Consider the following 24,962-nt stretch of genomic DNA (forward strand, 5'->3'; position numbering starts at 1 on the left):
AAACAAGTAATGCACTCCATAGCACATAGAATTGCTATCGCCTCTGCTCTCTATATTCCCAAAGATAGTCCTCTTCTTATATCCTTGTTCTCTCACGCTTCTCTCTTTGCTCCTTCCCATTATTGCCACATTACTCTTGCCTCCCATTCTACTCTCTCCCTCTCCCCCAACGCTCCCATCACCGTCGCCCTCGGCTATGGCACCACTACTACCCCCATCTTCACCGGCACCGCCCACACCATCAACTATGGCATCGATCACATCACCATCGAAGCCCTCAGCACCTTCCATACCCTCACCACCACCCACCTAAACCTCCTCTACGAGAAACCCACCGCCGGTGACATCGTCAAACACATCGCCCAAAGTCGCCTCAACCTAAAAACCGCCAAAATCGAAAACGGCCTCACCTTCCCCACCTATACCATCGGCGACCAACAATCCACCTACGATCACCTTGCCCACCTCGCCCACCAATGCAACGTTGACCTCTACGCCAACACCGACGACAAACTTGTCTTCGCCAAATACAACCCCACCACCACCCACACCCTTACCTACGGCAACAACATCCTAAACTATCACCAAGCCCAACCCGCACCCAACATCACCGCCGTCGAAGTCTACGGCGAAAGCCCCGCCAGCCAAGGACAGGGCGACCAAGCCTATAGCTGGCTCACCAAAAAAAACGTCAAAGGCACCGCCGGAGGCGGCACCAGCACAAAACTACGCATCGCTGACCCCACCGCTCGCACCCAGGCCGTTGCTAACAAAGTGGCTCAGGCTCTGCTAGCCCAAAAACAACAAAAACAACGAGGCCAGGTACGCGTCCTAGGCGACCCCAACATCAAGCTAGGCGACGCCATCAAAATTGAAAAGATGCCCCAAACCCAACACAATGGCACCTTCAAAATTACCGGCGTCGCCCATCACCTCAGCCGCCGCAAAGGCTTTTATACCACCATTGATTGGGAGCAAACCTGATGGATTCCATTGTCGGCGTCATGAAAAAGGTAGCCGCCCACGAGGCCCGCAAGATTTACACCACCGAGCTGGGCATTGTCACCGCCATCTTCCCTCACAAATCTGACAGCGACAAAGAAAACTATCAATGTTCGATCAAGCTTAAAAATAAAAAACAACCCGACGGCCAAGACTTTGAACTACGCCAGGTGCCGGTTACCACACCCCATCTAGGTCTAGTGAATATCCCCAACGTGGGCGATATGGTCCTAGTCACCTTTATCGGCGGCAACCTTAACGCTCCAGTCATTATCGGTCGCCTCTACAATGACCCCGACCAGCCGCCTGTTAATAAAGAAAAAGAATTTTTGTTGCAGCATGGCTTAAAAGAAGGCGGCAGCCTCAAAATTGATACAGAAGGCGCAGTCACCCTTACCAGTAAAGATGAAAAAAATGTTGTAACCGTAAAAGATGGTGAACTCAGTGCCGTTAACGAAAAGAGTGAGGTGAGCGTTAAAGACGACAATATTACTATCAAAAACCAGCAATGTACCATTACCCTTTCTGGGGGCAATGTTTCCATCGACAATGGCACCTGTAAACTCAACATAGAGGGAGGTGGCATTACCCTGGATGCCGCCAGCAGTAGCGTCACCGTCAAAAGCATGGGCTCGATCAAAGTCGGAGACGCGACAACCGGGTCGGTGCAAATCGGCGGGCGCATGCCCGGTAATGCGGTGGCAGACAATGACGATATTATTCTTAGCATGCATCAACATGTGGGAAATCTAGGCGCACCCTGCCCGATTATGGTCCCCACAGAAAAGATTAACTCGATTCAGGCAAAAGCACGAAATACAAAGGTGGGATAAGGGATGGTGCGCATTAAAGGGGCCAATAGCGATTATAAGTTTGATGTGAATACCGGCCAGATTGAAGGCCCCAAGCCAACGGAAAACCCTGATTTTGAACAACCGCTTTACCTAAAGATTTTTATCTGTCCTTACGATATGCCCAGCCGGGTGGAAAAGCCCCTAGATGAGCAAGAGGGAAACTGGTGCGAAGGCACCGACAGCCAGTGCCCCCATAAGGGTGATAAATCAGGCCATGCCGTAGTCTCATTGCATCAGGATGAGGGCATTCGACTAGAAACCAATAACGGCAACCAGTTAGTGGTTGATCAACAAAATGGCATCCGGCTACGGCCAGATGCTAAAACCTCGTTAGACGTGCGGCCTAACCATATTGTGCTACAGCGCCACAAAACTCGTATTGAAATTGCAGAGAATGGCAATATCGCCCTGTCTGTGCCGCCCCAAAACCAGGTCACGATCAATGGCAACGTCACCACAAACAACAATCTAGTGGTAGACAAGAACTTAACTGTCGGTAACCATTTAACCGTCAATGGTCATGTTACGGTCAATGGCAACGTCACCGTTACAGGTCGTCTGGACCTGTCTAAGGCAACGGTGAACCTGCCCCAGACGCTCATCGATCAGATTGTTTTAAAGGTAAAAAGTCAAGCATAACGTGGGTGTTTAGGAGAGAGTCAATGGCAGAGGGGCTGAATAAAATTGATCTCAAACTCACCCGCCGTCAGATGGGTCAGCCGGTAGCGGCTCGGGCGGGGGTTGACCTGACGGTGGAACAGCAAGATATTGCTGCCGTCAGCGGACGCAACAATCTGGCCCAGGCCCTGCTAAATCGTCTCCATACCCGCCAGGGTGAGCTGAAATCTTTGGGGCATAGCACCTATGGTTCTCGCCTACATGAACTGGTCGGAGAACCCAACAACCGTCGCACCCAGCTGCTGACAGAAATGTATATTCGGGACTGTCTGGCCCAAGAATCTCGCATTTCAGAAGTGGTTAATGTTGTATTTGCGCCTCCATCCCGGGGGGGGGCGCGAGATATTTTAGGCGTTACCGTAATCGTCCGCCCCATCGATGACGATGAGCCGCTGACACTGGACCTGGCATTGGGGTTGGGGGGCTAACGCCATGGCATTTGAACCAAAAAGTTTTTCTCAGTTGTTTACGGAAATGCGCGATCGCACCCCAGCGAGCATTTCTGACTTTGAAACCGGCAGTGTTGCCCGCACCCTCTACGAAACCTTCGCCTACGAAATGGCGCTGCTGTATGAGCAAATGCATCAGGTATATCTGTCGGGATTTGTCGAAACCGCCACCGGTATTCATTTAGAGCGGGTGGTGGCCGTATTGGGCATCCAGCGCGGAGAACCAGATTTTGCCACCGGGCTGGTCACCTTTGAGCGGGATCTGGGCATTGATGAAACCTTAGAAATTCCCCTGGGGTTTGTGGTGACCACCAGCGAAGACGCCGACACGGTTAAAAAGTCATATCAAACGGTGGAAACCAAACAGCTAGGTCCAACCGACAACCAGGTACAGGTGAGGGTGCAAGCGATCGCACCGGGGGACAGTGAAGCGACAGCGGCCAACACCATTGAAGTCATGCCCCAACCCCTATCGGGGATCAAAACCGTTACCAATGAACAACCGATTCGATTTACTGGCAAACACCGAGAAACCGATGACGACCTGCGAGCACGGGCCAAAACCGCGCTACTAGCCACCAGCGGGGCCAATGTCACCACCGTCGAAAATGCCATCTTTAACCTGCCCGGTGTGAAAGAAGTGCAGGTGCGAGAGAATTTTCACTTTGCCCGTGGCCAGGTAACCCTGACCCCTGATCCAGAAACTACAACAGAAACCACAACAGAAATCACAATCCCCAGGGGCACCGAGCTGGTTTTAGACCCAGGAGGAAACCGGTTTAAAACTCGCACCCTGGTCAGGCTAAGCCCCAATCCTGATCCAGAGTCATCCCAAAAGGTCGACGTAGAAGCCGTTGTGCGTGGAGAAGCTGGGCAAGTAGACGCAGCGGCACCGTGGCAACCGCTGGAGTTGGATGGCGGTGTCGTTGTCACCATTCGCAATGACAATGCCATTGTCTTAAAAGATTTTGGCCTGATCGAAGTGTTTGTGGATGGTGTCGATTTTACTAACCCCACCCAGGTACAGGCCCTAGAAACCGCCATCGACCGCTCCCGCGCCGCTGGCATCTATGTCTTGCCCAAGCCTGCCCAGGCGATCCAATTAGACGGCGTATTTCTCGTTGAACTCACCCCAGGGCGACGTTGGTCAACCGAAGAACGCCAGACCCTGGAGCAGCAGCTCCAGGCCGATCTAACCGAGCATTTGCAGCAACAAAGCATGGGGCAACCGCTGTTGATGTCACAACTTACGCAAACCCTGTTGTCCCCGGCAGCTGTCAATGACCTGGTGGATTTTAGCCTGACCACAACCCTGGCAGCGTCCCCAGAACAAACCCATGATGCCGCCACCAAGCGACTAGAGGCCGACATCCATGAAAAGTTTGAACCCCGCCACCTGCGGGTGGCTACAGAAATTAAACCGCTGGTAGTACAGGTTTATATACAGGCAACGGGGCTCAGCGATGAGCTGCATCGCAGCATTGAGGATGTTCTGCAAACCTTTTTTAATCGATTGCGACCGGCCCAGGCGATCCAGCGACAGCGTTTGATCCAGCAGCTTGAGGCGGTGGCTCCCGACCAAAATTTTGAGGCCACCGTTGAGCTGGTTCCTCAATTTTGGGCCGATATGGCCGATAACAACACCAGCAACGCCATCCCGGTCAGTTTAGTCGAACAAGCTGAGCTGGGTCTTGCCTTTATCTATGAACATGATCTAGACATCTCCGGTGCCCTGAAGCTAACGGTTGCCCCTAAGGCAACGGTCGCAGACAAGCGGGCAATCCAGGCTGAAGTGGAACAACAGCTGAGCGCTTATCTGACCGGACTCCAACCCGAGCAAAATGTGGACATGGGCCAATTGGCAAACCTGGCTAGCGAGGTGAAGGGTGTGCTAGGAGTTAACTGGCGACAGGATGATGTGCAAGTGTGGCGGTCTACGGGAGAGATGCGAACGCTGCAGGCAGATCGCCTGGATGGTAATGAGATTCGGGTTGATCAGTTTGAACGACCCCGATTGGCTACGGAGTTTGCGATCGCAACCGACATCCAAACCATTCCCATCAGTATTACGAATCTCACCCTGCACTTCAACATCACGGGCACCCCCTTCGACAATCAAGCCGCCCTAGAGACCGCCATTCAGCAAACCCTCAAAACTCACTTACCCGACTTTGTCCCTCAGCTCACTAAATTTGAACCAGCCCAATCTCGTGCCTATGACTCGTTTAAAACAGACATATTCAACGCCATCGGCACCCACATTAATAGCCTTGATCGCGCCGATATTCAGACCGCACCAGATGCGCCAGATGCCGCTGAGTTAGCCGAACAAACCAAAGCCCTACTACAAGGCTCCAACTATACCCTCGCCATCCTGGGCCTATTCCCACCCGGCGGTGACATCCTGATTCGTCTCACCGAACGTGCCGTTCTCCAGCCCTTAACGGCTGAGGCCATTACCGTCACCATCGACTGGCCGCTGTCTAATCCATAAGTCATCCCCATGCCCCCCACCGGAAAAACCCTCAGTCTTCTCAGTCGTTTCCCTTCCTTTTACCAGGCGGACGGAACCGAGGGGCTGTTGCCAGATGTGTTGACGGTGTTTGGCGAGATTTTGGAACAGGCCGATACAGATCTGTTGCGGGTGATGCGATCGCACTTTGTCGATACCGCAGACAACCAGGGCTCTGAAGGATTTAGCAGTCACCTACTGGGCGATTTGGATAACATACTCTCTCTCTATTTAGAACGTCTGGGCGGTACACCGCAGCTGATTCAGGTAAATCCCCAATTTTATCCCGGTGCCATCAAACAACTGCCCGAATTCTCCCAAAAACTCCACACTGGCCACACCGGCTTTGCCCGATATCTGTGGCGTTGTCTTCCCCGTGAAACGCAACAGGCTGTAAGTCTATTTATCGCGATAGATCCTCAAACCCGCACGGCCTCACAAACCAGGGGCGTCCGCAATGCCCTGGCCGATGGCCTCAACCTCTGTCTAAAAGACACGGGCTTATACCGCAAAAATCAGGAGCAGTTCCCCACCGCAATTCTGACGCCTGCTATCCAACAACTGCTACAGCAGGCTCCCACCCATGGGCTGCCCTTAGAAATTCTTAATCGAGCGCTGATCGAAACCGCGTTCCCCAATGAGATTGAAAAAAGCTATGCTCCCTATCGGGATCGCCTCAAAGCCTTAATCAAAGTCTTGCGGCAGGGCGCAGCGACAAAAGCCGGTATTCGAGACATTGTGGCAGCCAACTTAGGTATCTTTGGTAATGATTCCGCATCCCAGGCGGCAAAGGCCCAGATTCAAATCGAAGAATATCTGCCAGACTTGATCCGCGATCATTTTGAAATTCATCCCTTTGCGCTGGCTCCATCGTCAACTGAGACGGTAGACCTGTCCTTACCACAGCAGTTCGAGATCAATAACCCCAATGTTATTCCAACGGCACCCAGTCTACGCCTCCAAATTCAAGACGTGCGCAGGGCAGATAACCAGGCCAATGCAGTTGTATTACAGCCCCTGACTCATCTACGGTTTATCAATATAGACACCCAAGATTTTTTTGAGTACCAGGGCACCCTCAGGGTAAATGAAGATGTATTACAGGTCCTGGCCGATGGGCGCTTATTTTTAAATGGGATAGAAATCCCGGCCCAAGAGAGTCCTCCACTATTGCCCACGGGACAATCCCACTGGCGGATCGAAGCCAGGGTGGGTGAACCCGCAGGTAGGTTTGACCAAACTCTGTTTGACTTATCGCGGTTTGATGTTCCCATCAATGAGCCCGTCCCCCTCACCCATCAACAGGTAAGCAACTATGGCATCCATCTTACCGTTGAGGTCATTCGCAAAATTCCTGGTTCGTTTCGAGTCCAGGTGCCTTGGGATATTCCTGGTTTTACCGATAAATTTGGTGAGTTAGAAGACCATCCTCGTCGCCAGATTCCTGCCATTATTGATCAGGTGAAAGCAGCAGGGGTGCTATCTGTGATTGCTTATAGCAAGCGTTTTACAGAGTACCATGCTCTTATCGACTGGCTGACGGTGGTGCGATCGCCATTTACAGAACAGCACCCAATCAAAGAAGCCAACTTCGACATCGGCAGTCAGCTCCAACCCTATCCCGAGGGTATTCACCATGACTTAACCGATCAGCTTCATCTCTCGGGTGTCTTTGACTATACCGAGTTTAATTCCGGGAATCGCTTTGCTTAGGTTGCTATTTACCGAGGTTCACATAGGACAGGTTCACTATGAAAATTGCTGACGCACTGGACATGAGAGGCCGTTTAACCATCCACCGATACGATGCCAGCGGGCAGCCGATCGATACCACTGCCACCAACAATGCGATTGTCTATTCTGGTCGTGATTTAGTTGCCAAACTGTTTGCCCAACAAGCCATTGACCCTATTCGCTACATTGCTGTTGGCACAGGCGGTGAGCCAGTCAATCCAGACACGGATACAAAGTTAGCCAAAGAAGTGTTTCGTAAAGAACTAAAAGGACTCAATTTAGCCAAAGATTTAACCGATATTCAAATGGTTGTACCAACGGAGTCTGGAGAAAAAGAGCAAAAAAGCCGTCGCATTGTTCTTAGCGCTGATCTCGACTTCGAAGAGCCCAACCCGTCTGACAATGGAGGCAAACCCTACGAACTCAGAGAAGCCGGTCTATTTAACGCCGGAGACCCCAACGCAGGCATTATGTATAACCGAGTTGTTTTTCCAAATATTAGTAAAACTAAAGACTTTAAACTCACCCTGGTTTGGGAAATCATTTTTTAGTATCTCATCTTGATTTTATAAGGTTTTAGATGTTTGGAGGTTCCCTTTTATGACCGGCCCCTTTGCTCCTGAAGAACAGAAACCTGGTGGTCTGATAAAAGCTGCCGATTGGAATGCCGCGATGGAAGAAGTAGTGCGGCTAGAATCAGCCAAAGTTAATCGTCAGGGAGCCGACACCCTGGAAGGACCACTCACCATTAGAGGGGCGCTAACACTGGCTAATAGCGTCAATATTGTTGCGGATCCTCAAAATGCCGATACAAAGCTAGCAGTCACTGGCAATATAACCCTTGAAATCAATGGCAGTGCCAAAATTGCCACCAAAGACACGACAGGTCAAGGCCTGGATGTCAGTGGCACATCTCGCTTAGGAGGACACATAGATTATCAGGATGATACCGTTTTAAGCGTCGCTCCAGGGACCATTCATTTTGATGCACCAGGCAGCGTTGGTGCTAGGTTAACCATCATCGGTAAAACTGATGAGGCTACTGGTGTAACAGCAGGCAATGTTGGTATTAACACAACAGCTCCTACTGAAAAGCTCCAAATTGGCGATTTTAGTCAATCAGATAACCATATTAAAATCAGTACTGCAGGTGGGCATAAATATAGAGCTGGCATTAAACTCAAAATTTATGATGACAACAATGGTTTTACGATTGAAAATGACGAACGGGAAATAATCCATGGCTTAAACTTCTTGCGCCACCATCACGATTCTGCAGGGAAAACTGCATTGTTCATTGCCAAAGACAACGGTAACGTTGGCATTTACAATACAGCGCCTTTATCAAAACTAACCATCAATCAAAAAATAGCGCATGACGGTGGCTTTAGTACGTTTGGTGAGGCCGCCTTAACCATCTTTGACCCGAACCACAATGGTGGCAATAATCCCAACGGTATCCGCGATATTTTACATCTCGTTAGGGAAGGTGTAGGTGGCCAGGCCTATGGCAATAAAGTCTCTCTATCCCTGGGGCGATACGAAAATGTAGGTACAGATTCTCGGACTCAGCTAGATATTAAGTTAACTGACAACAGCTTCAACACTCATAAAACTGTTCTATCTCTCAAAAGTAATGGCACTTTAACAGTTAGCGATAAAGGAACCATTACGTGCCCAGGACGATTGCATATATCTGGAGAAGAGATCCTATACCTGCTGAACAAAAAAGGTGTCACGATTGGCAAAGAATGGGGGGGCACTGGTAATCTTTTAGTTCAGGGTAGCGTTGGCATCGGAACAACTGAACCAGCAGCTCCATTACATATAATCGGTTCTATGTTTGAGAAGTTAAATGTTATCGACTGTAGTGGCAGCGATCAATGGGGCACCCCTGGCCATCCTATTTTAAAGTATTTCAAAGACAAATTAGCTAATCAGTCAGTGGGTACAATGACAAGAGCCATTGCAAATCTTCCTGGATGGCAAGATCTCTATTGGATAGGATGGGTTGACATAGATAATAAAATTAGAGTAACCCACCAATGGCGGCATCCGAGCAAGGTTATAGCTCCATAGTGAAAAGCTCAACTGAGGGCTTAAATCAACAATACTGAGAAATATCCTGGAATAATTTGCTCAATAAAAAATAAATTTCACTAATATGAAACAACAACTTCAACAACGTCTCCAACAACTCAAAACCGAACTTGAGTCAGGTCAAAAAGTTCTTGCTGATCTAGAAGCAAAACAGAATAACGTTCGCGAAACACTATTACGCATCAGTGGTGCCATTCAAGTCATTGAAGAAGAACTTGCCAAGGCAGATGAAACCCAACCCAATGATTCTGCAACCGACAACAACGGCCACCCACTTTCCTCCACTAATTTAGATAAGGCAATCCCCTCCATAGCAGAAACCCCCTAGGCTACTCCTGTGATCCACCATCTCCTACAGGCCATCACCGACGCCCTAAAACTCGACCTAAAAAAAGAGATTCCTGAAGATGATAATCATTGGGGAGTAACTCCGATTACTGACCCAACTAGCATTACCTTACCTTATCTCACCCTTTACCTCAGCAAACTCCAGGTTGATCACCCCCTACAGCAACTATCTCATTCTTCAACACAGCCTGACCCTCCAGCTCCATTAACCATTACCCAAGAATTCCAGCAAGACTTTGTAATTGAACTTTACGACAAAACTCCAAGTGATCTCGAAAAGCGAGCTTCCCTGGTCATCGGCGGTTTACTTACCAACCACGACAGCTTAATCAAGCGTTACAACACCACGGACATCCAAGCCAACTATCAAACCAATCAAATTTCAACCTGTCATCACCTTAGGCAATTTCAATTTCATGCTGGCATTCCCACCTATGCCTCAAATGTCTTAGGCTTACAGCTGAACTTCACTGCGATCGGCCACCTGAGCATGTCCAGATCCATGCCAGACTCACAAGACATTATCCAAACCATTAATATCTCTACAAAATAAAAGATACGGGTTCACTTCAACTATTCAGTTTATCTTCAGAAGCTGATTGTATATAGTGAGCATACGGGATGCGATCGCATCCCACCCATAATTCTCCCGGGCAAACATACGGCCATTGTCTCCTCGCCGACGGAGTTCTCCAGAATCGGCAAGAGCATCATGTAGAGTTTGGGTCAGAGCAGTCTGATCGCAGTTCATAACCCAGCCACTTTGACTGTTTTTAATGTCTTGCCAAATGTGGACCTGGTCTGAAATTACCACTGGTTTGCCTGCCACCATGGCCTCCGCCACGGCAATGCCAAAGTTTTCATAGTAGGACGGTAGAACAAACAAATCCGCCGCTTGCAAAATTTGGGTCTTCAGTTCACCAGAGACAAACCCTGTAATCGTAGTGCAATCATTGAGTACGGAATGAGTTATCCGCTGACTGATGGTCTCTACATAGCCCTGGTCTTGGGGGTTACCACCACAGAGCATAAAGTGAAACTGACTACCTGACTGACGCAGCGATTCTAGGGCAGGCAGTAATAAATTCAGCCCTTTTTTAGGATCAATTCGCGACATAAACAAGACGATGGGCACACCCTCTGCAATGTCATAGCGCTGTCGAATATCTCCAGCATCCGCACTGACTGCCTTGGGGGTGGTCACTCCTAAGGGCAGTACAATATCTCGCGTTGTTACCCCAAAGCGTTCTGATACAGTAGCCTCCTGTTGACTGGTGAAATGGAGCGCCGCTGCGCCTTGAATATTAGGTCGCTCCAACACCGCTGCATAGAGCTGCTTAAACTGTTTTTTCTTGGCTAAATCTGCCGGATCAAGGGTGCCCAAGGGCCGCAAAATGTAGGGCAGTTGTTGCCATCGTGCCACCGTGGCCGCCGCACTGGTCACCGGAGAAAATAGGGCATGGATATGGGCAATGTCATACTCGGCCCCATGGCGGTTTAACCACTGCAGTAGCGGTAGAGAAAACTTATAGCGCCGAAACGGCGCGCACCGAAAGTAAACGGTGCGATAGCCGTCTGTCTCGACAGGTTGATTCAGAGGCACATCTAAAGGAGCCTGGCCTTCATCGCCATTAGAATCTGTTGTCAGTACGGTCACATTGGCATCCTGTCGGGCCAAGGCACTACTTAATCCCCGCACCATCTGGCTGGGGCCGCCGTATACCAACGAGATGGAAGGCACAATTTGCAAAATGTTTAATGCCCTGGCCATAAATTTAGAAAGGACTAACGAAAGGACTAACGTTTGCTTCGACTGACTCGACTATAAACCCGATAACCCAAAGGCAATAACAATAGCCAGGTCAACGGTGACGGTGAGTGTTCGGGAACGGCTGCCACAGCCTGGGTGGAGGCTAATAGCTGAGGAGCCAGGCTCCGTTTCCCAGCCATGGTTGCAATTGGACTATCTGCCAATGCCATAGGCATGGCAGATACGTCCGGTATTGGCAGACTACCTTCATCCGCCGATAGCGCATCTGCCAATAGCAAAGGGATGGCATCTGCTTCCGTAATCGGTAGACTGTTGTCATCCGGCTCTGCTTCAGTCAAAAAGTCGCTTTCCCGAGCCCGTTCGATTTGCTCTGGGGTTAAGCGTGATAACCTATCGCCGTCTGGAAAAATATCGTCAATCGATTCAGGGACGGTACGTACAGCGCCACTACTCATCACATTATCAGCCTCCCCTGCGCCAAAGGTGGAATGCCTCAACCCCAGATTGTGGCCTAATTCGTGGGCAATCACATCAATGCGTCCGGCCCCATTGTTGAAGTCCAAAATGTCATCGCTGACCAACACACCGTTTAACCCGATCCAGGCATTACCAAATTGCACCAAACCCGTAGTTGTTTCGATCACATCTACAAACCAAAGATTGATGGGGCCATCGGTTCGTGTTGAGTCGGGATGCCGCCCAAAATCCCCAGCATCGCCAGAGAAGGACAGATCGATAAATTCATCTTCATCTGTGGTCAGATAGGTGCTGTCGTTCAGCTGATTTAATGGCAGAAACGCAATATCTATACCGGCCTGACCCCAAATTTTATCGGCAATGGCTTCAAACAGCTCAACCTGGGCGCAAACGATACCATCGTCATCACACACTTGAATGGGTTGAACTTCTAGAACCAGTTGATCAGGTTCGGAGATGGAGACGGGGGTAGCTGAACTGCCACCGCCACTGCCGCCAGTACAGGAGGAGATCACAAAGGCAACACTGCCCAAGACTGTAAGCCGACAGATTAAGGAATTACTGACACGTTCTGATGTTATGACCACTGGTTGTCATCAATATATTTCGTTGAATAGGCTTAGTTTAGATAACTTCACCCTGCTTTTAATCGGAACATCAACAAGATTTGCTGGGAATATATATTATGAAGCTTCTTAAAGTGGCAACTTGACGATGATGTTGGGGAAATGGTGAGTAAGGAGTGGAGGCACATTGATCATGTCTGAAAAGGCGTTACTAAGCTGTTAGTAGCGCTTCATAAAATGCCAGTAGCTCTGTTGCTAGGGCCTTATTTGTATAGTGTGTCATGGCTCTGTCGTAGCCCTTTTTCCCAAGGGCCTGCTGCTGTTCAGGGTGTTGCATAAGCTGACTTAGTCGATCGGCCAAGGCCATGGGGTCACCTTCTGGAAAAACTAAGCCACTGTCATCAATGACATAGGGGATTTCTCCAGAATCAGAGCCGATCACCGGCACCTGACAGGCCATGGCTTCGATTAATACATGGCCAAACTGCTCTTTCCACCCCACGGAGGTCAGGGTTTTGAACTCATAGGTGGTTTCTGAAGGTAGCACCAGCGTATCCATCAGGTTTATATAGTCGGGCACCTGATCGTGGGGGACGCTTTCAATCCAACGGATGCGCTCAGCAATGCCAAGGGCTTGTGCTTGATTCTGTAACGCTTCCTTTAAGGGACCACGCCCCAGTAACACCAGGGTCCAGGATAAATTAACTAGGGTCTCTAATGCTTTGAATAGGGTAACAAGGCCCTTTTCAGGGACAAAGCGACCGACAAATCCGACGATAAAGTCATGGTCAGGAATCGCTAACGTTTGTCGTAGCTGTGGCTGTTCTTTCGGACAAAACAGTCCTTCATCCACCCCCAATTGCGGCATTACCCGCACCGGACCATGGTAGCCATGGTCTTTTAAGATATTGGCTCCGTCCTGGTTGCCCACCACCAGGCCATCGGTGTGCCGCAGGTTATAGCCCTCTAGCAGAGAGAGGGGAAATTTCACCTCATAGGGCAGATTCCACCAGGTGAAAAAGAGAGTTTTGGCGTTACCCCCCAGGAGACGATTTAAGGTGATCAATTCTGCATAGCCCAAAGATTTGGACCCCTGCTCCACTTGAATAATGTCAGGCTTAAATGTTTTCAGGAGGTCAACAATGCCCCAGCCAAAACTCAGCAGACCTTGATTGTTCTGGCTAAAGTTGGCGATGGGGACTATGCGAAATGAGCCTTCTTGACGCGGTTCAGGTTCAACAATGCGATTTTGTACTCCTCCCGGATTCCAACGTTTTGGTACCACTACCGTGACCTCATGGCCCATGTGGGCTAATTCCCGCAGTTTCTCGCAGTTTAGGTCAACAATGTAGCTGTGGCTGGCAACTAAAACTTTCATGGGTTGGATGATGATGTCTGCCGTACTCCAGTATTAGCCAGTAACGACCCTGGTGGAGGTATTGTTGGGGTGGGTGGGCTGGGGCATAGTCTGGGCCGGTAGGCTAAACAACCGTCCCTTACTGTTAAAGGTGGTTGCTAAGGTCCAGCAAGCCTGGATAAAACCTAGGGTGTAAAAACCAAACCGGGTGACAATTTTAATGGGCGACCCGCTCTTATTACAGGGGGGATTGCCCAGAACATGGCAGTCAAATAAACGTCCCGACAGTCGCAGCAACTGCCATGGTGTCAGGTTTTTTAATGCCATTAAAAAATGGTTGTGATAAAAGGTCAGCTGGTATTTAAGGGAGCGGGTGCTGATATCGTGGCAGCCACCGGTCTCTTCTCCCAAATGGATCAAATTGGCCTCTGGGTCGTACCAAATCTTTAGCTGTGTGCGTCGAAAACGCAGGCAAAAATCCGACTCTTCCCGCACGGCACTGCCCTGGAAACGCTCATCAAACCGTAATCCGTGGTTTGCAAACACGTCTCGTCGAAAGGACATGTTACATCCCCGTGCTGTCAATACCTGCTGCGGGTTCACGGTATGGACTAAATCAATGTAGTACCAGGCAATACCGGGATCCATGGCCTCCGGCGGCAGGGTTTCAATCTGCTTGGCGGCATTGGATTCTGCCAACTTCATGCGATCAAACACACGCCCGGCCACGGCACCGATGTCAGACCGGGTTTTATAGTTTTGCCCATGGGCTGCTAAAAAGCCTGGGGGCAATTCCACATCATCATCTAAAAACAGAATGATATCCCCATGACAACGCTCAATCGCATAGTTTCGCGCAGCTGGTAAACTGGCCCAATCAACGGTATACAGCGTTACTTTAGGATCTGTTTTTATGGCATTGAGGAATGCTGTTGTTGCTGACTCATGGGTCTGGGTCTGGTCAACAATAATCACCTCAAAGGCTGGATAGGTTTGCTCTAATACATTTTCAATAGTGCTACAGAGAACGGCTTCTCTGCCGTAGGTGGGAATGACAACTGAAATAAATAGATCCGTATCCATAGTTATTTGAAGGAATCGTCTTAAACGGGTTGGGGTTCCTCGACGTCAGCTGATTTTAGGGCTGTTTTTTTCTGCGATCGCAACCGCTTCTTCTTCCTGGGATTGGCCAATTCCCGCTCCTGCTTATCCAGGGTAGGAATCTTCAAGGCGATCCCGGCTGCCAGCCAGTAATAAACCGATACCGGGTCCACATCCAAAGGATAGTAGTAGGGAAAGAAGCTAATAAAGAGCACAAACACCCACATGGAGGCAGCATATCCCCGCAGGTTCTTATCCCTTGTTTTCCGATAAGCCTTAAACGTAGCAATGGTCAGAGCCGTATAGAGCATCACCACAAACAACAACCCTAGAGGCCCCAGCTCATAGAGCAGTTTAGGATGATACGTTTCCACCAGACGTACTTTGCCAAACAAACGTGCCCCGTTGGTAGCCCTAGCTACGCCGTTACCTAAGATGCCTTCTTGGGCCTCCATGACCTCAGCAAACTGCTGCATCACAAATTCATGGGGTGGAGAGGCATTCCATCGATCCTCAAAGCTATCGATACGTTCCTGCATTAACTCTGGGTTACGAATCGTCAGCCCCACTAAAATCAGCCCCAGGATCACACCAATCGGCACAAAGCGTTTAAGGTTAGCCACCTGCCCCGTTAGGACACTCAACACCCCAACGACAATGGGAACCAAAAATAAGGCAATCCGCTGGCCAGAGATCACCGACATAACGAATACGGTGATCAGGGAAATGATGCCGATTAATCGCCAGAAGGGAGAGCGATCATTAAAGGCCGTACCAAAGCTAAAAAATGCACTGGAAATTAAAAACCAACCCCATTGCCAGGGGGCCACAAAAGTACCCGGCAATCGAATCTGACCTTGGGATGGGCTGTACAACAGGGAGCCTCCCACAAAGCAGCGGGACCGCAAAGACGCCTTAAACAGGTCTACGCCTTGGGCTCCAATCCCCTCTGTGCCAGCACAAACACCGGTTTTGAGCATCAGGTACTGAACAAACCCGAGAGCACAGGACACGAGCACTAACACGGCCTGGATCCGTAGCAAAAAGTATAGATCTTCCGACGTGCGTATCAAATAGTAAATGCAGGTGATAACAGGTAGGTATCCCAGCAAAATTTTCAGACCCAGGATGCCCATCATCAGAGGCATTTCATCCCCAGGTGCCTGGAGCTGCTGAGGTAGATTAATCAGCAAAATATTGAGGATGACAATCGCCAGTACCAGCACCAACGGCAGTTGTAATGCCTCCGGCAATAAAATCTTCTGACGCTTTCTACGGCACATCTGAATCACACCAATCAAGGCAGGTACGTAAAAAGCATCCTTGGCAAGCTGTAATAAGGAATTGCCCCCTAGCATGTAGGTCACCGTCCCTGAAAAGGGGATATAGATGATAAATGCGTAGAGGGCGTATCGCTGATACTTAAAGGACAAACTGAGACATAGCAAACTGGCTGTGGCGGCTATGCCTAAGGTGGGCTCCACCATGACGCCCAGCAAAAGACCCACTAAACCCGATGCGACACAGGCCAGCACCGTAAACTGAATCAGCTGAGAACGAGCCTTTGCCACTTCCCTCTCTTTTGCCCGTTGCTCCTTGCGAGTGAGGGTGGGTTCTGCCGTTTGCTCTGGCGCAGCCGAGCGAGAACGTTTTTTGGAGCGCTTCTTAAGTTTCTTGGCAACCATGGACGATTAGAAGAAGGGCAATAGATATGATGGACGACCCCACCGATGGTGGACGACCCCACCGATGGTGGGCGACCCCACTGATGGCGGGTGTGACCCCACTGTCTTCAAGGTAACAATTAGCCAACAGGAACAGGTCTGGCTAGTTTCAATTTACCCAAACCTAATGTGATTGATAGATAAATCACACTGGACTTGGCTCAACCTTACAAGAACTTTTTATACAAGCAGGTATGCGTAACCCGATTCCTTATTCCCGACTTCCCCTATCTACCCAACCGATTTGGAATATCCCGACAGCCACCTGGAATAGTAGCCCGAGTTTTACTACCGCTCCAGGTGCATAGATAGCAGCGTTGGGTTTCAGATAGGCGCTGGGCATTGGATAGATCCATGCCTTCTACCACAGCTCCGGTAAACTCGCCGGTTTCATAGTTAGGTGTATCGTTACGGGTACGAGGTGTGGCGGTTTCGGGGGGGCCATGAAAGAAGCGGGTGCCCATAAGATCGGCCCCAGATAAGTCTGCGTCACATAACACCGTGCGGGTTAGATCGGTGCGGACTAACTCGCATTGGGATAGGTTGGCGCGGATTAAATTAATGCCGCTCAGGTCTACCCAACGTAGATCATTGCCGGAAATATCTGCCGCTGCCAGCATCACGCCAATATCAATCACCCGTACACCATTAAGGCGATCTTCAGCGTAGCCGCCAGAGCCATCTAAAATCGGGCGTCCCAACCGCTGATCACGGGCTAGGGGGGTGAGTAGTTTAGAGCGCGACAAAAACCGTAGAACTTTAGCTTTACCATCGCCATCGATACCGCCCAAAATAGCTGCCGTTCGAGCTTCAGCAATGATGCGTTCCTGGGGCCAGTCTTCAAGTAAGCCTTCATCATCCAGGACCAGTTCTGAAATGCCCTGGAAATAAGCATCAATGGTTTGCTGCTGGGTAATTAAATTCTGCTGAGTGGTTAGATCGCGGGAAATAATAAACTGTCGCCAAGCGACATAGAGCGCCAAAATCGCGATAAATATTTGTCCTAAGGCCCCCAAAAAATCACCGAGGGCTCCAATGGCATTCCAGTTGAGGGTGGCCCCCCACTGCAATAGTCGCAGGTTGATCCCACTGACTTGCATCAAGCCGTAGATGCCGAGAATTAAGCCAGGGGTGGCGACAATCAACGATCGTTGCTCTGGAGATAGGTCGTTGACCACTGCCCGCAAGGTGGGCATCGCCAACCGGATCGAAATCGCTAACGCGATTAAAGAGCCAAACGAAATTAGCCAGAAGCTGTCGAGTACCAGACCAATAAAGGTGATCAGGGTGGATGCGATCGCAATCAATAACTGCACTGACACTTTCATGGGCGAGCTCAGGGGCAACGTTGCCATCTCCTCATGGTGCAAATCCCCAATGGATGCAAAATCAGGGTCTGGATTGTAATCAACGGTAAACCGCTCTGATGCCCTCGGAGTCTGAGGCATCAAGTCTGCTGGCGTCGCAGCATGATCAAATGGCTCTTGGGCGCTCATATAACATAAATTGGCAGAAAGCTTCGCGGTGTTGAGTTTAACCTGAAAGGGACGTCTACCCTTAAACTATCAGCAGAGTTTTAATGGTGTTGTCGGTTTTTCTGCGCAATGATAACGGTTCTAATTTTAGTAGCCGCAGTTGGCATTCTCATTTGGGGATTTATCAGAGCCCGTCCTGACGGCAAGTTGGGCATTTTCGCCTGGTTACAGTCAGTGGTGCTGATGCTACCTTGGCTCATATTTTTTGGACTGTTTACCTTTGGCATCTATCTCAACATTGCCTGGGTCCTGGTCGCTGTGATGGTTTCAACTGCCATCTACATATATTTAGGACGGCAGTTAAGAACCCTGGCCAAAGCAGCCCCTGAAGGTCAGGCCCAGGCTAAAGATCCCATTACAGTCTCCCAAAACGAACCCCTGCCGACGGTAGACGTCGTGGTCGAGCCAGACCTGGAGGCAGGTAGGGAATCCCCCACGAGCCCTAAGACGGAGAGTGACGAGAGCGGTGCCCCTGAGGCAACTGCCCCACCCCAAACGCCTCCAGCGATCCCAGCAGAGGATCTAGCGGCCATTGAATCTATTTTTGGCGTCGATACCTTCTTTAGAACGGAGACGGTTCCCTATCAAGCCGGTGTTTTCTTTAAAGGCAACCTGCGGGGCGAGGCTGAAACGACAATCAATGCCCTCAATGCTCAGCTGAAAAACCAGTTTGAGGACGATCGGTATCGGCTGTTTTTAATTAACGGCCCCGAAGACCGACCTGCCATCATTGCGCTGCCCAGCAAGACAGATCCCAAACCCGCTGACATCCGTCAAAAGGGGTTGGCAGTGGCGCTTGCGATCGCAACATTTATCACCAGCTTGGAAACCGGAGCCCTACTCAAGGACTTTGACCTGTTTGAGCAACCAGGCCGCTGGCCAGAAGTATTACCCACTGCCCTCGCCATCTTCGCCATTTTGGCCATCCATGAAATCGGCCATCGCTGGCAAGCCAAACGTTACAACATCAAACTCAGTCCGCCCTTTGCCCTGCCCGCCTGGCAGCTAGGTAGCTTTGGTGCCCTGACTCGGTTTGAGTCGGTGCTACCCAATCGCACCGTGCTGTTCGACATTGCCTTTGCCGGACCAGCAGCCAGTGGCCTATTATCCCTGGCAATGCTGCTAGTGGGTCTAGGGCTTTCCCATCCCGGTAGCCTCTATCAGCTACCGGTAGACTTTTTTCAAGAATCTATACTGGTGGGCACCCTGGCCCGTACAATTCTTGGCGATACCCTACAAAACAACGATCTGATAGACGTTGACCCCCTGGTGCTGATGGGGTGGCTGGGGCTGGTCATTACGGCGCTAAACGTGATGCCTGCCGGACGTATTGATGGTGGCCGTATTGTTCAAGCCATTTATGGTCGCAAGATTGCCGGACGAGCCACAGCCGTTACCCTCATCCTGCTAATTTTTGTGGCCCTGGCGAATCCCCTTGCCCTCTATTGGGGAGCCCTAATTTTGTTTTTGCAGCGCGGTGAAGAACGCCCCTGCCTTGACGACATTAGTGAACCAGACGATACCCGTGCCGCCCTGGCATTGCTGATTTTATTCCTGATGCTGGCCACCCTATTACCCCTAAGCCCCGCCTTAGCTGGCCGCCTCGGCATTGGCTAAACCAGAGGCCAAATTACAGGCCTCATAGTCAATTTCAATATTAAAGGAATAGGCTTTTGTTTTGCCCATCGCGTGATAAGCAGCGTAGTCCGCATCGCGGGCAATCTCCAGCGCTTTTTCATCCAACACCTGGTAACCAGAACTATTCAACGGTTTCGGATCATGGATTAAGGTGCCATCAGGACCCACCTCAACCACAAAACTCACCGAGGTACCGGGGGGATTTTCTAAACACTCCTGCAGGGGTACCTCAACTTCAGATAACGCTCGCTCTAAATCCCGTAGCCGTGCAGGCAAAGAACCCTGCTCCGCCATCTTGCCCAGTTGCGTCAGGACAGGGGTATTGCCAATTTGGGTGTCATCAAAATCAGTGTAGCTATCTAGGCTGGCAATACGTTCATCCAGAGTTAGCTCAGGGGGGGCTTCATCTCCACCATCACCCTCATCCAATAGCTCCTCATCGAAACCTGGTTCCTCCTCCCACTCACTGAAGTCATCCAGCTCCGGTTCAATCTCTTCCAACTCTTCTAAGATCTCCGGATTCGCCAGAACCATCTCATCAACTGGCTCCTCCACCGGGAGCGGTTCTTCCGGTGGAGGCTCAGGTAAAGGCGGCTTAGACGAACCAGGCGTGCGTGCCAATTTTGGCAATGTCACCACTTGAATGACCTCTGGTTCAGTTTCTTCAGGTACGTCCGGTTTTTCTTCAATCAGATCTGGCATCGGTAGGGCCAGCACCAGGCCATGCAAACCAATGGAGGCCAGCACCAAGGTCGTTACCCAACTATTCAATTTTGGTAAGCGAAACTTGGTCATAAAAGATTGCTGTAATAACCGTCAACTATGCCCATGCGCCATCAGAATTAAAGCGTGATTAAAAGGTCAGCCCAGCAAAAGCAGACGTTAATTCTCCAAACACTTTACCTATCTATCATTCCTTGCAGACGTTAGAAATAGATACACCGTTAGACAATTTTTGAATTGGGGTAAATCTAACGCTTACATAGCATTTGTACAAGGGTAAATTAGCCCCCATTAAATTGCATTGACGTTAGTCACTCAGATCTGGGGCACTAATTGGCTACTATCTAGACTTGAGTTGCATACCTACCCCCTGACATAGGTTAGGGAACCCACAGGAACGTTCTATGGCCTCAGCCAAAACCGGAAAAACCAAAACCGGAACCTTAGTAGCCTTGGGACTATTTTTCTCCCTGGGCGTGGTGCTATTTGTACAGTTGACCAACCGACCGATAGTGCCCCTTCAACAGCCATTATCCATGCCCCCCCAAGTCACCCTGCTCACAGACCCATTTTTACAATCTCCAACAGAGTCATCGATACGCGTAGTCTGGTTTACCGAATTTGCAGGTAGCGACCACAAAGTCATGTACGGCCCTGGCGATCAGACGGTCTTTGCCGACACCACCCAGCTTAGCCGCACCCGTGAGGATGCCGAATCTAAAACCGTTGAGCCCTATGAGGCCGTTACTCAACGCCCCATTTGGCGACACGAGGCTGAAATCAGTGGATTACGCCCTGGTCTACCCGTTCCCTATGCAGTTGCTAGCACCACGGACGATGGCACCACTGTTCAAAGCGATCAATTCTCCCTCAGGGCTTTACCACCGGCAGGTGAGCCCCTTAAAATCCTGCTCACGTCCGATCATCAGCTGATGCCGATGACCGCCGCCAACCTACAAAAAGTAGAAGAAACCATTGGCCAGGTGGATGGTGTATTCCTGGCAGGCGACCTGGTGAACATACCCGACCGCGCTTCCGAGTGGTTTGATGATGCCCGTGGGGGTGCGTTCTTCCCCTGCTTGCAGGGACGAGCCAGCTATAACCTGATCAACGATGAAAACGAAGAAGGCACTGTCTACAAAGGGGGGAAAATCATTCAAAATGCGCCCCTATTTACAGCCGTGGGCAACCATGAAGTCATGGGGCGCTACAGCACCACAACTGCTTTAAATAAACAGTTCAACGATCCTGTTCCCTGGAATGCCGCTAAAGACCTGTACGATCAACACAAAGCTATCTTTAACCCCACCGAAAATGAGGCTGTAGAAAGACACTGGCTTAAAGAAAATTCTTTTAACATCGATACCTACAACGAGATTTTCTCTCTCCCCAAAGCCCAACGTGATAATGGTCAGACCCAACGATACTACGCCACCACCTTTGGCGATGTACGTCTGGTGTCTCTCTATGTGACCCAGATTTGGCGCATGTTTAAGGTGGATGATGAAACTCGGGGGCGCTACCAGGAACGGGCCGTTGATTTGGGTAACCCTCAAAACTGGGGCCATGGTCAAATGATTTTTGAAAGCATTGAACCCGGCAGCCCCCAGTATGAATGGCTACAGGCAGAACTGGCCAGTGACGAGTTCCAGCAGGCTAAGTACAAGATTGTTATGCTGCACCATCCAGCCCACACCCTGGGGGATAATGTAGTACCTGCATTTACCACTCCGGTTCCTGTCTACGACTATGGCGATGAAGGGAATCTCACCGGTATTCGCTATGAGTATCCCAAAGAAGAGGATCACATCATTAAATATCTGGTACCGCTATTAGACGAGGCCGGAACCGATTTGGTGTTTTATGGGCACTCTCATATTTGGAACCGCTTTAAAGGCGACAGCGGTATGCACTTTTTAGAGTCTTCTAATGTGGGTAATACCTATCACGCTCACACGGAGGCCAGGCCGAGACCGGTGCCCCAAGACAGCCGCTTTAAAGAAACCTATGTTGCCACTGGTGACCCCAATGGGTTAACTCCCATCATGCCCACCCTGAAGCCCCTAACAGATGAGTTTGACAATCCAATGCCCTATATTGCCAGTAATGATATTACGGCTTTCAGTATTTTAGACACGGGTTTGGGAACCATCACCAGCTACTACTTTGATACGCGCAAGCCTGAATCCGCTGTCATCCCTTTTGATGTGTTTAACCTTGGCCAGCGAGAGAGATAACGACCATGACCACCCCGTTTGATGTAGCAGCCACCCAGCGTCGAGTAGACAATTTTTGGAAGCTTGGCGCTAGCTTTGGCATGGAGCGTAATGCGTACCACAACTATCTTAATGAAATTGTTAGCGATCGCTACGCCCTGATCAAAGGATTGCAAATTTTGCGAGATGAACTCCAGTTTGCAGCGGCGAGTCCAACGGATATTAAGGCCTGCGGGGCGGACATGAATTTGCCCAGTGTGGTGACGACATTGGCCTATACCAACTGTGGCGATCGCATCCACCAGGGGGAGGCAACCAAACGCTATCGTGACGTGGTTGCCTCCCGGTTTGCAACGCTGTCAGAAATTGGCGAGCTAAAACTAGAGGCATTTTTCCCAGCTGGCGGGGGTACAGATAATGGGGCGACATTGGCCCATGTGACGGTGGCCCATGAGTTAGATGAACAGCTAAAGCAGCGGGTGTATGCAGGTAATCCGCAGTCCATATCGCTGGTGGCGATTGATCTTAAAACCCACGTGGGTCGTTTGCGGGACGGTGAAAACCAGATGTATGGCATCACTCGTGAGTCTCCCTGGCGTGAACCTCGGGCAGCCTGCGGGGCGATTGTGGGAGCGCTGAAACAGTATCATCCAGATAATTTGATCCATCGCCGCATTCGAGATGATCTGCGGGAACGTAATTTTCAGTATCTCTCGAATAATAAGATTTTTACGGATGATGGGGTGGATATTACCATGGCCGTTGCGTCGGCAATTGTGGCGGTGCGGGGAATTCGGAATACGGCCATGGCATTACCCCAGGAGTTAGATGAGCGGGGGGTGGCGCACTTGACGGCCAGTGTGACGGTCAATCGCCCTTCGCGGGATGATCTGGTGATTTATCTGGCACGGGCAACGGTGTTTAATGGCAAGATCCAGATCCAGGGGTTGGGGACCGAGGCTGACAAGTATGGTGGTCAGCTGGTGGAGTATGCCAAGGAGCGGCGGTTGCAGTTGCGGTATGGCGATGGCGAGGGCGAGAATCTGCCGGTGGAGGAGATTGATTATAAGGTAAGAGATTCCGGGTTGTAGAGTTGGAGGATGGGTAAATACCCCTGAATAGTTATCGCCATTGACCGCTCCCTGTATTTACCCACCTGCTTGTCTAACAGCAGCAGCGGTTAACCCACCCCATCCCCTTACTCCTCCATCCGCCACAGCTGGCCCGACACATTTTGACAATCATCCATAAAGGCTCCGCCTTCTAACACAGACTCAGGGGCTAACCGATTCCCCTCAAGACATTTATTCTGATTCTCCAAAAACATGGTTGTTAGCCTAAAATAACCATCGCCAACCGGGATCTTCTTCCACAGCTGGCCCGACACGTTTTGACAAGTATCCATAAAGGCAGCCCCCCCTAACACAGAGTCAGGGGCCAGACGATTTCCCTCAAGACACTTACCTTCACCTTCAAGGAACATCGTTGTCAACTTAAAATAATCACCATCAGCCGGAATTATTTTCCAAAATTGACCTGACACATTTTGACAATCATCCATAAACGCCGCACCTTCTAACACAGACTCAGGGGCTAACCGATTCCCTTCTAAACACTTGTCTTCATCTTCAAGAAACATCGTCGTTAGCTTAAAGTAGCCCACCTGAGCATCGGCAACATTTTTAGAAGCCGAAAGAGCGATGGATGTAGCACCTAGGGAGACCGCTGCTACCGTGAGAATCTTCTTGAAATTCATAGAGTCTCTTTTTTGTTTTTCACCATATGGGATGCCGTTAGCGACAATTTTTAGCCAATGCACCCTTGTCGAAAATAGTAGAAAACAACTAAAAGATTTTCTCCCGGAAAAACAATGGGATCAGTGTGAACTTTGTGACTGTGCGTTCTGTGTATTTACCCTGACCAAGCGTTCAAACAACATTTTTGATCGTTTTCCTGAGGATCAACTGTGTGAAATTAATTACCATCGCTCAATGTACGTAAGTAAAATCACTACTTTGGAAAAAGTTGCGTTTTAAGTGAAGGTGCTGATTCTGCCTGATTTTTCCTGAAAGCATGCGTTAAATGGACTATCATTAAATGTTCTATAGCGTATCTGTGTAAATTCGTAGAAAGGGCAGGTACAATATGGTTTGCTATTCCTTAATTTTCTTTGCCCT

Annotated in this window: 21 protein-coding genes; 13 read left to right on the forward strand and 8 right to left on the reverse strand. The window is 49.9% G+C overall.

Translation table 11 applies throughout. From position 1 onward, the window contains the following. Positions 1–9 precede the first annotated feature (9 nt). The 10 genes from QGP82_RS10225 to QGP82_RS10270 all read left to right on the forward strand — a co-directional run bounded on the left by QGP82_RS10225 (position 10) and on the right by QGP82_RS10270 (position 10,230). Positions 10–984: a hypothetical protein gene (locus QGP82_RS10225; RefSeq protein ID WP_499058835.1), complete on the forward strand. Its 975-nt coding sequence runs from the start codon at positions 10–12 to the stop codon at positions 982–984. Further along, positions 984–1,835: a phage baseplate assembly protein V gene (locus QGP82_RS10230; RefSeq protein WP_499058837.1), complete on the forward strand. Its 852-nt coding sequence runs from the start codon at positions 984–986 to the stop codon at positions 1,833–1,835. The genes QGP82_RS10225 and QGP82_RS10230 overlap by 1 nt, the downstream gene beginning before the upstream one ends. 3 nt (positions 1,836–1,838) lie before the next feature. Then, positions 1,839–2,495 carry a polymer-forming cytoskeletal protein gene (locus tag QGP82_RS10235; protein ID WP_163660245.1) on the forward strand — a complete coding sequence of 219 codons (657 nt, stop codon included), beginning with the start codon at positions 1,839–1,841 and terminating at the stop codon, positions 2,493–2,495. Positions 2,496–2,518: 23 nt separating this feature from the next. Further along, positions 2,519–2,962 (forward strand): GPW/gp25 family protein, encoded by a 444-nt coding sequence (locus QGP82_RS10240; RefSeq protein WP_499058840.1) that lies wholly within the window; start codon positions 2,519–2,521, stop codon positions 2,960–2,962. A gap of 4 nt (positions 2,963–2,966) precedes the next feature. Next, positions 2,967–5,477, forward strand: coding sequence for a baseplate J/gp47 family protein (locus tag QGP82_RS10245; RefSeq protein ID WP_499058842.1), 2,511 nt, complete (start codon positions 2,967–2,969; stop codon positions 5,475–5,477). Positions 5,478–5,486: 9 nt separating this feature from the next. Beyond that, complete coding sequence (locus tag QGP82_RS10250; protein ID WP_499058845.1) at positions 5,487–7,208, forward strand: hypothetical protein; 1,722 nt, start codon at positions 5,487–5,489, stop codon at positions 7,206–7,208. Positions 7,209–7,246: 38 nt separating this feature from the next. Further along, on the forward strand, positions 7,247–7,780 hold the full coding sequence (locus tag QGP82_RS10255) for a hypothetical protein (RefSeq protein WP_499058847.1): 534 nt from the start codon (positions 7,247–7,249) through the stop codon (positions 7,778–7,780). A gap of 49 nt (positions 7,781–7,829) precedes the next feature. After that, positions 7,830–9,308, forward strand: a complete 1,479-nt coding sequence (locus QGP82_RS10260) for a hypothetical protein (RefSeq protein WP_499058848.1) — start codon at positions 7,830–7,832, stop codon at positions 9,306–9,308. An 85-nt stretch (positions 9,309–9,393) separates the two neighbouring features. Next, the gene (locus tag QGP82_RS10265; protein WP_499058850.1) at positions 9,394–9,657 is read left to right on the forward strand and encodes a hypothetical protein; all 264 of its coding nucleotides are present in this window, start codon (positions 9,394–9,396) and stop codon (positions 9,655–9,657) included. Between the two features lie 9 nt (positions 9,658–9,666). Further along, on the forward strand, positions 9,667–10,230 hold the full coding sequence (locus QGP82_RS10270; RefSeq protein ID WP_499058851.1) for a hypothetical protein: 564 nt from the start codon (positions 9,667–9,669) through the stop codon (positions 10,228–10,230). Positions 10,231–10,254: 24 nt separating this feature from the next. Here the strand turns inward: QGP82_RS10270 and hpsP are convergent, their stop codons facing one another. From hpsP to QGP82_RS10300, 6 genes are all read right to left on the reverse strand, one after another. Further along, positions 10,255–11,448, reverse strand: coding sequence for a hormogonium polysaccharide biosynthesis glycosyltransferase HpsP (gene hpsP, locus QGP82_RS10275; RefSeq protein WP_499058853.1), 1,194 nt, complete (start codon positions 11,446–11,448; stop codon positions 10,255–10,257). A 26-nt stretch (positions 11,449–11,474) separates the two neighbouring features. Next, complete coding sequence (locus QGP82_RS10280) at positions 11,475–12,512, reverse strand: hypothetical protein (protein ID WP_499058855.1); 1,038 nt, start codon at positions 12,510–12,512, stop codon at positions 11,475–11,477. Between the two features lie 190 nt (positions 12,513–12,702). Then, positions 12,703–13,869 carry a hormogonium polysaccharide biosynthesis glycosyltransferase HpsO gene (gene hpsO / locus QGP82_RS10285; protein WP_499058857.1) on the reverse strand — a complete coding sequence of 389 codons (1,167 nt, stop codon included), beginning with the start codon at positions 13,867–13,869 and terminating at the stop codon, positions 12,703–12,705. Between the two features lie 33 nt (positions 13,870–13,902). Continuing rightward, positions 13,903–14,931, reverse strand: a complete 1,029-nt coding sequence (gene hpsN / locus QGP82_RS10290) for a hormogonium polysaccharide biosynthesis glycosyltransferase HpsN (RefSeq protein ID WP_163660265.1) — start codon at positions 14,929–14,931, stop codon at positions 13,903–13,905. A 20-nt stretch (positions 14,932–14,951) separates the two neighbouring features. Next, positions 14,952–16,634: a hormogonium polysaccharide biosynthesis protein HpsL gene (gene hpsL / locus QGP82_RS10295; RefSeq protein ID WP_163702384.1), complete on the reverse strand. Its 1,683-nt coding sequence runs from the start codon at positions 16,632–16,634 to the stop codon at positions 14,952–14,954. A gap of 266 nt (positions 16,635–16,900) precedes the next feature. Beyond that, a complete protein-coding gene (locus QGP82_RS10300) occupies positions 16,901–18,169 on the reverse strand; it encodes a pentapeptide repeat-containing protein (RefSeq protein ID WP_499058861.1) in 1,269 nt (422 codons plus the stop codon). Positions 18,170–18,277: 108 nt separating this feature from the next. On the opposite strand from QGP82_RS10300, the gene QGP82_RS10305 reads away from it, so the two are divergent. After that, entirely contained in the window at positions 18,278–19,825 is a 1,548-nt protein-coding gene (locus QGP82_RS10305; protein WP_499058863.1) for a site-2 protease family protein, read from the forward strand. On the opposite strand, the gene QGP82_RS10310 is transcribed toward QGP82_RS10305, so the two are convergent. Further along, complete coding sequence (locus QGP82_RS10310; RefSeq protein ID WP_499058865.1) at positions 19,799–20,641, reverse strand: energy transducer TonB; 843 nt, start codon at positions 20,639–20,641, stop codon at positions 19,799–19,801. The two genes, QGP82_RS10305 and QGP82_RS10310, sit on opposite strands and share 27 nt — an antisense overlap. Positions 20,642–20,973: 332 nt before the next feature. On the opposite strand from QGP82_RS10310, the gene QGP82_RS10315 reads away from it, so the two are divergent. Together QGP82_RS10315 and QGP82_RS10320 are read left to right on the forward strand one after the other, a co-directional pair. Next, on the forward strand, positions 20,974–22,806 hold the full coding sequence (locus QGP82_RS10315; RefSeq protein ID WP_163660277.1) for a purple acid phosphatase family protein: 1,833 nt from the start codon (positions 20,974–20,976) through the stop codon (positions 22,804–22,806). A 5-nt stretch (positions 22,807–22,811) separates the two neighbouring features. After that, a complete protein-coding gene (locus tag QGP82_RS10320) occupies positions 22,812–23,876 on the forward strand; it encodes a hypothetical protein (protein ID WP_499058867.1) in 1,065 nt (354 codons plus the stop codon). A 107-nt stretch (positions 23,877–23,983) separates the two neighbouring features. Here QGP82_RS10320 and QGP82_RS10325 read toward each other — a convergent pair whose 3' ends face one another. After that, the gene (locus tag QGP82_RS10325) at positions 23,984–24,541 is read right to left on the reverse strand and encodes an RICIN domain-containing protein (protein WP_499058868.1); all 558 of its coding nucleotides are present in this window, start codon (positions 24,539–24,541) and stop codon (positions 23,984–23,986) included. Between the last annotated feature and the right edge of the window lie 421 nt (positions 24,542–24,962).

The sequence above is a fragment of the Leptothoe sp. LEGE 181152 genome (assembly GCF_032906605.1).
Classification (GTDB): Bacteria; Cyanobacteriota; Cyanobacteriia; order Phormidesmidales; family Phormidesmidaceae; genus Leptothoe; species Leptothoe turfae.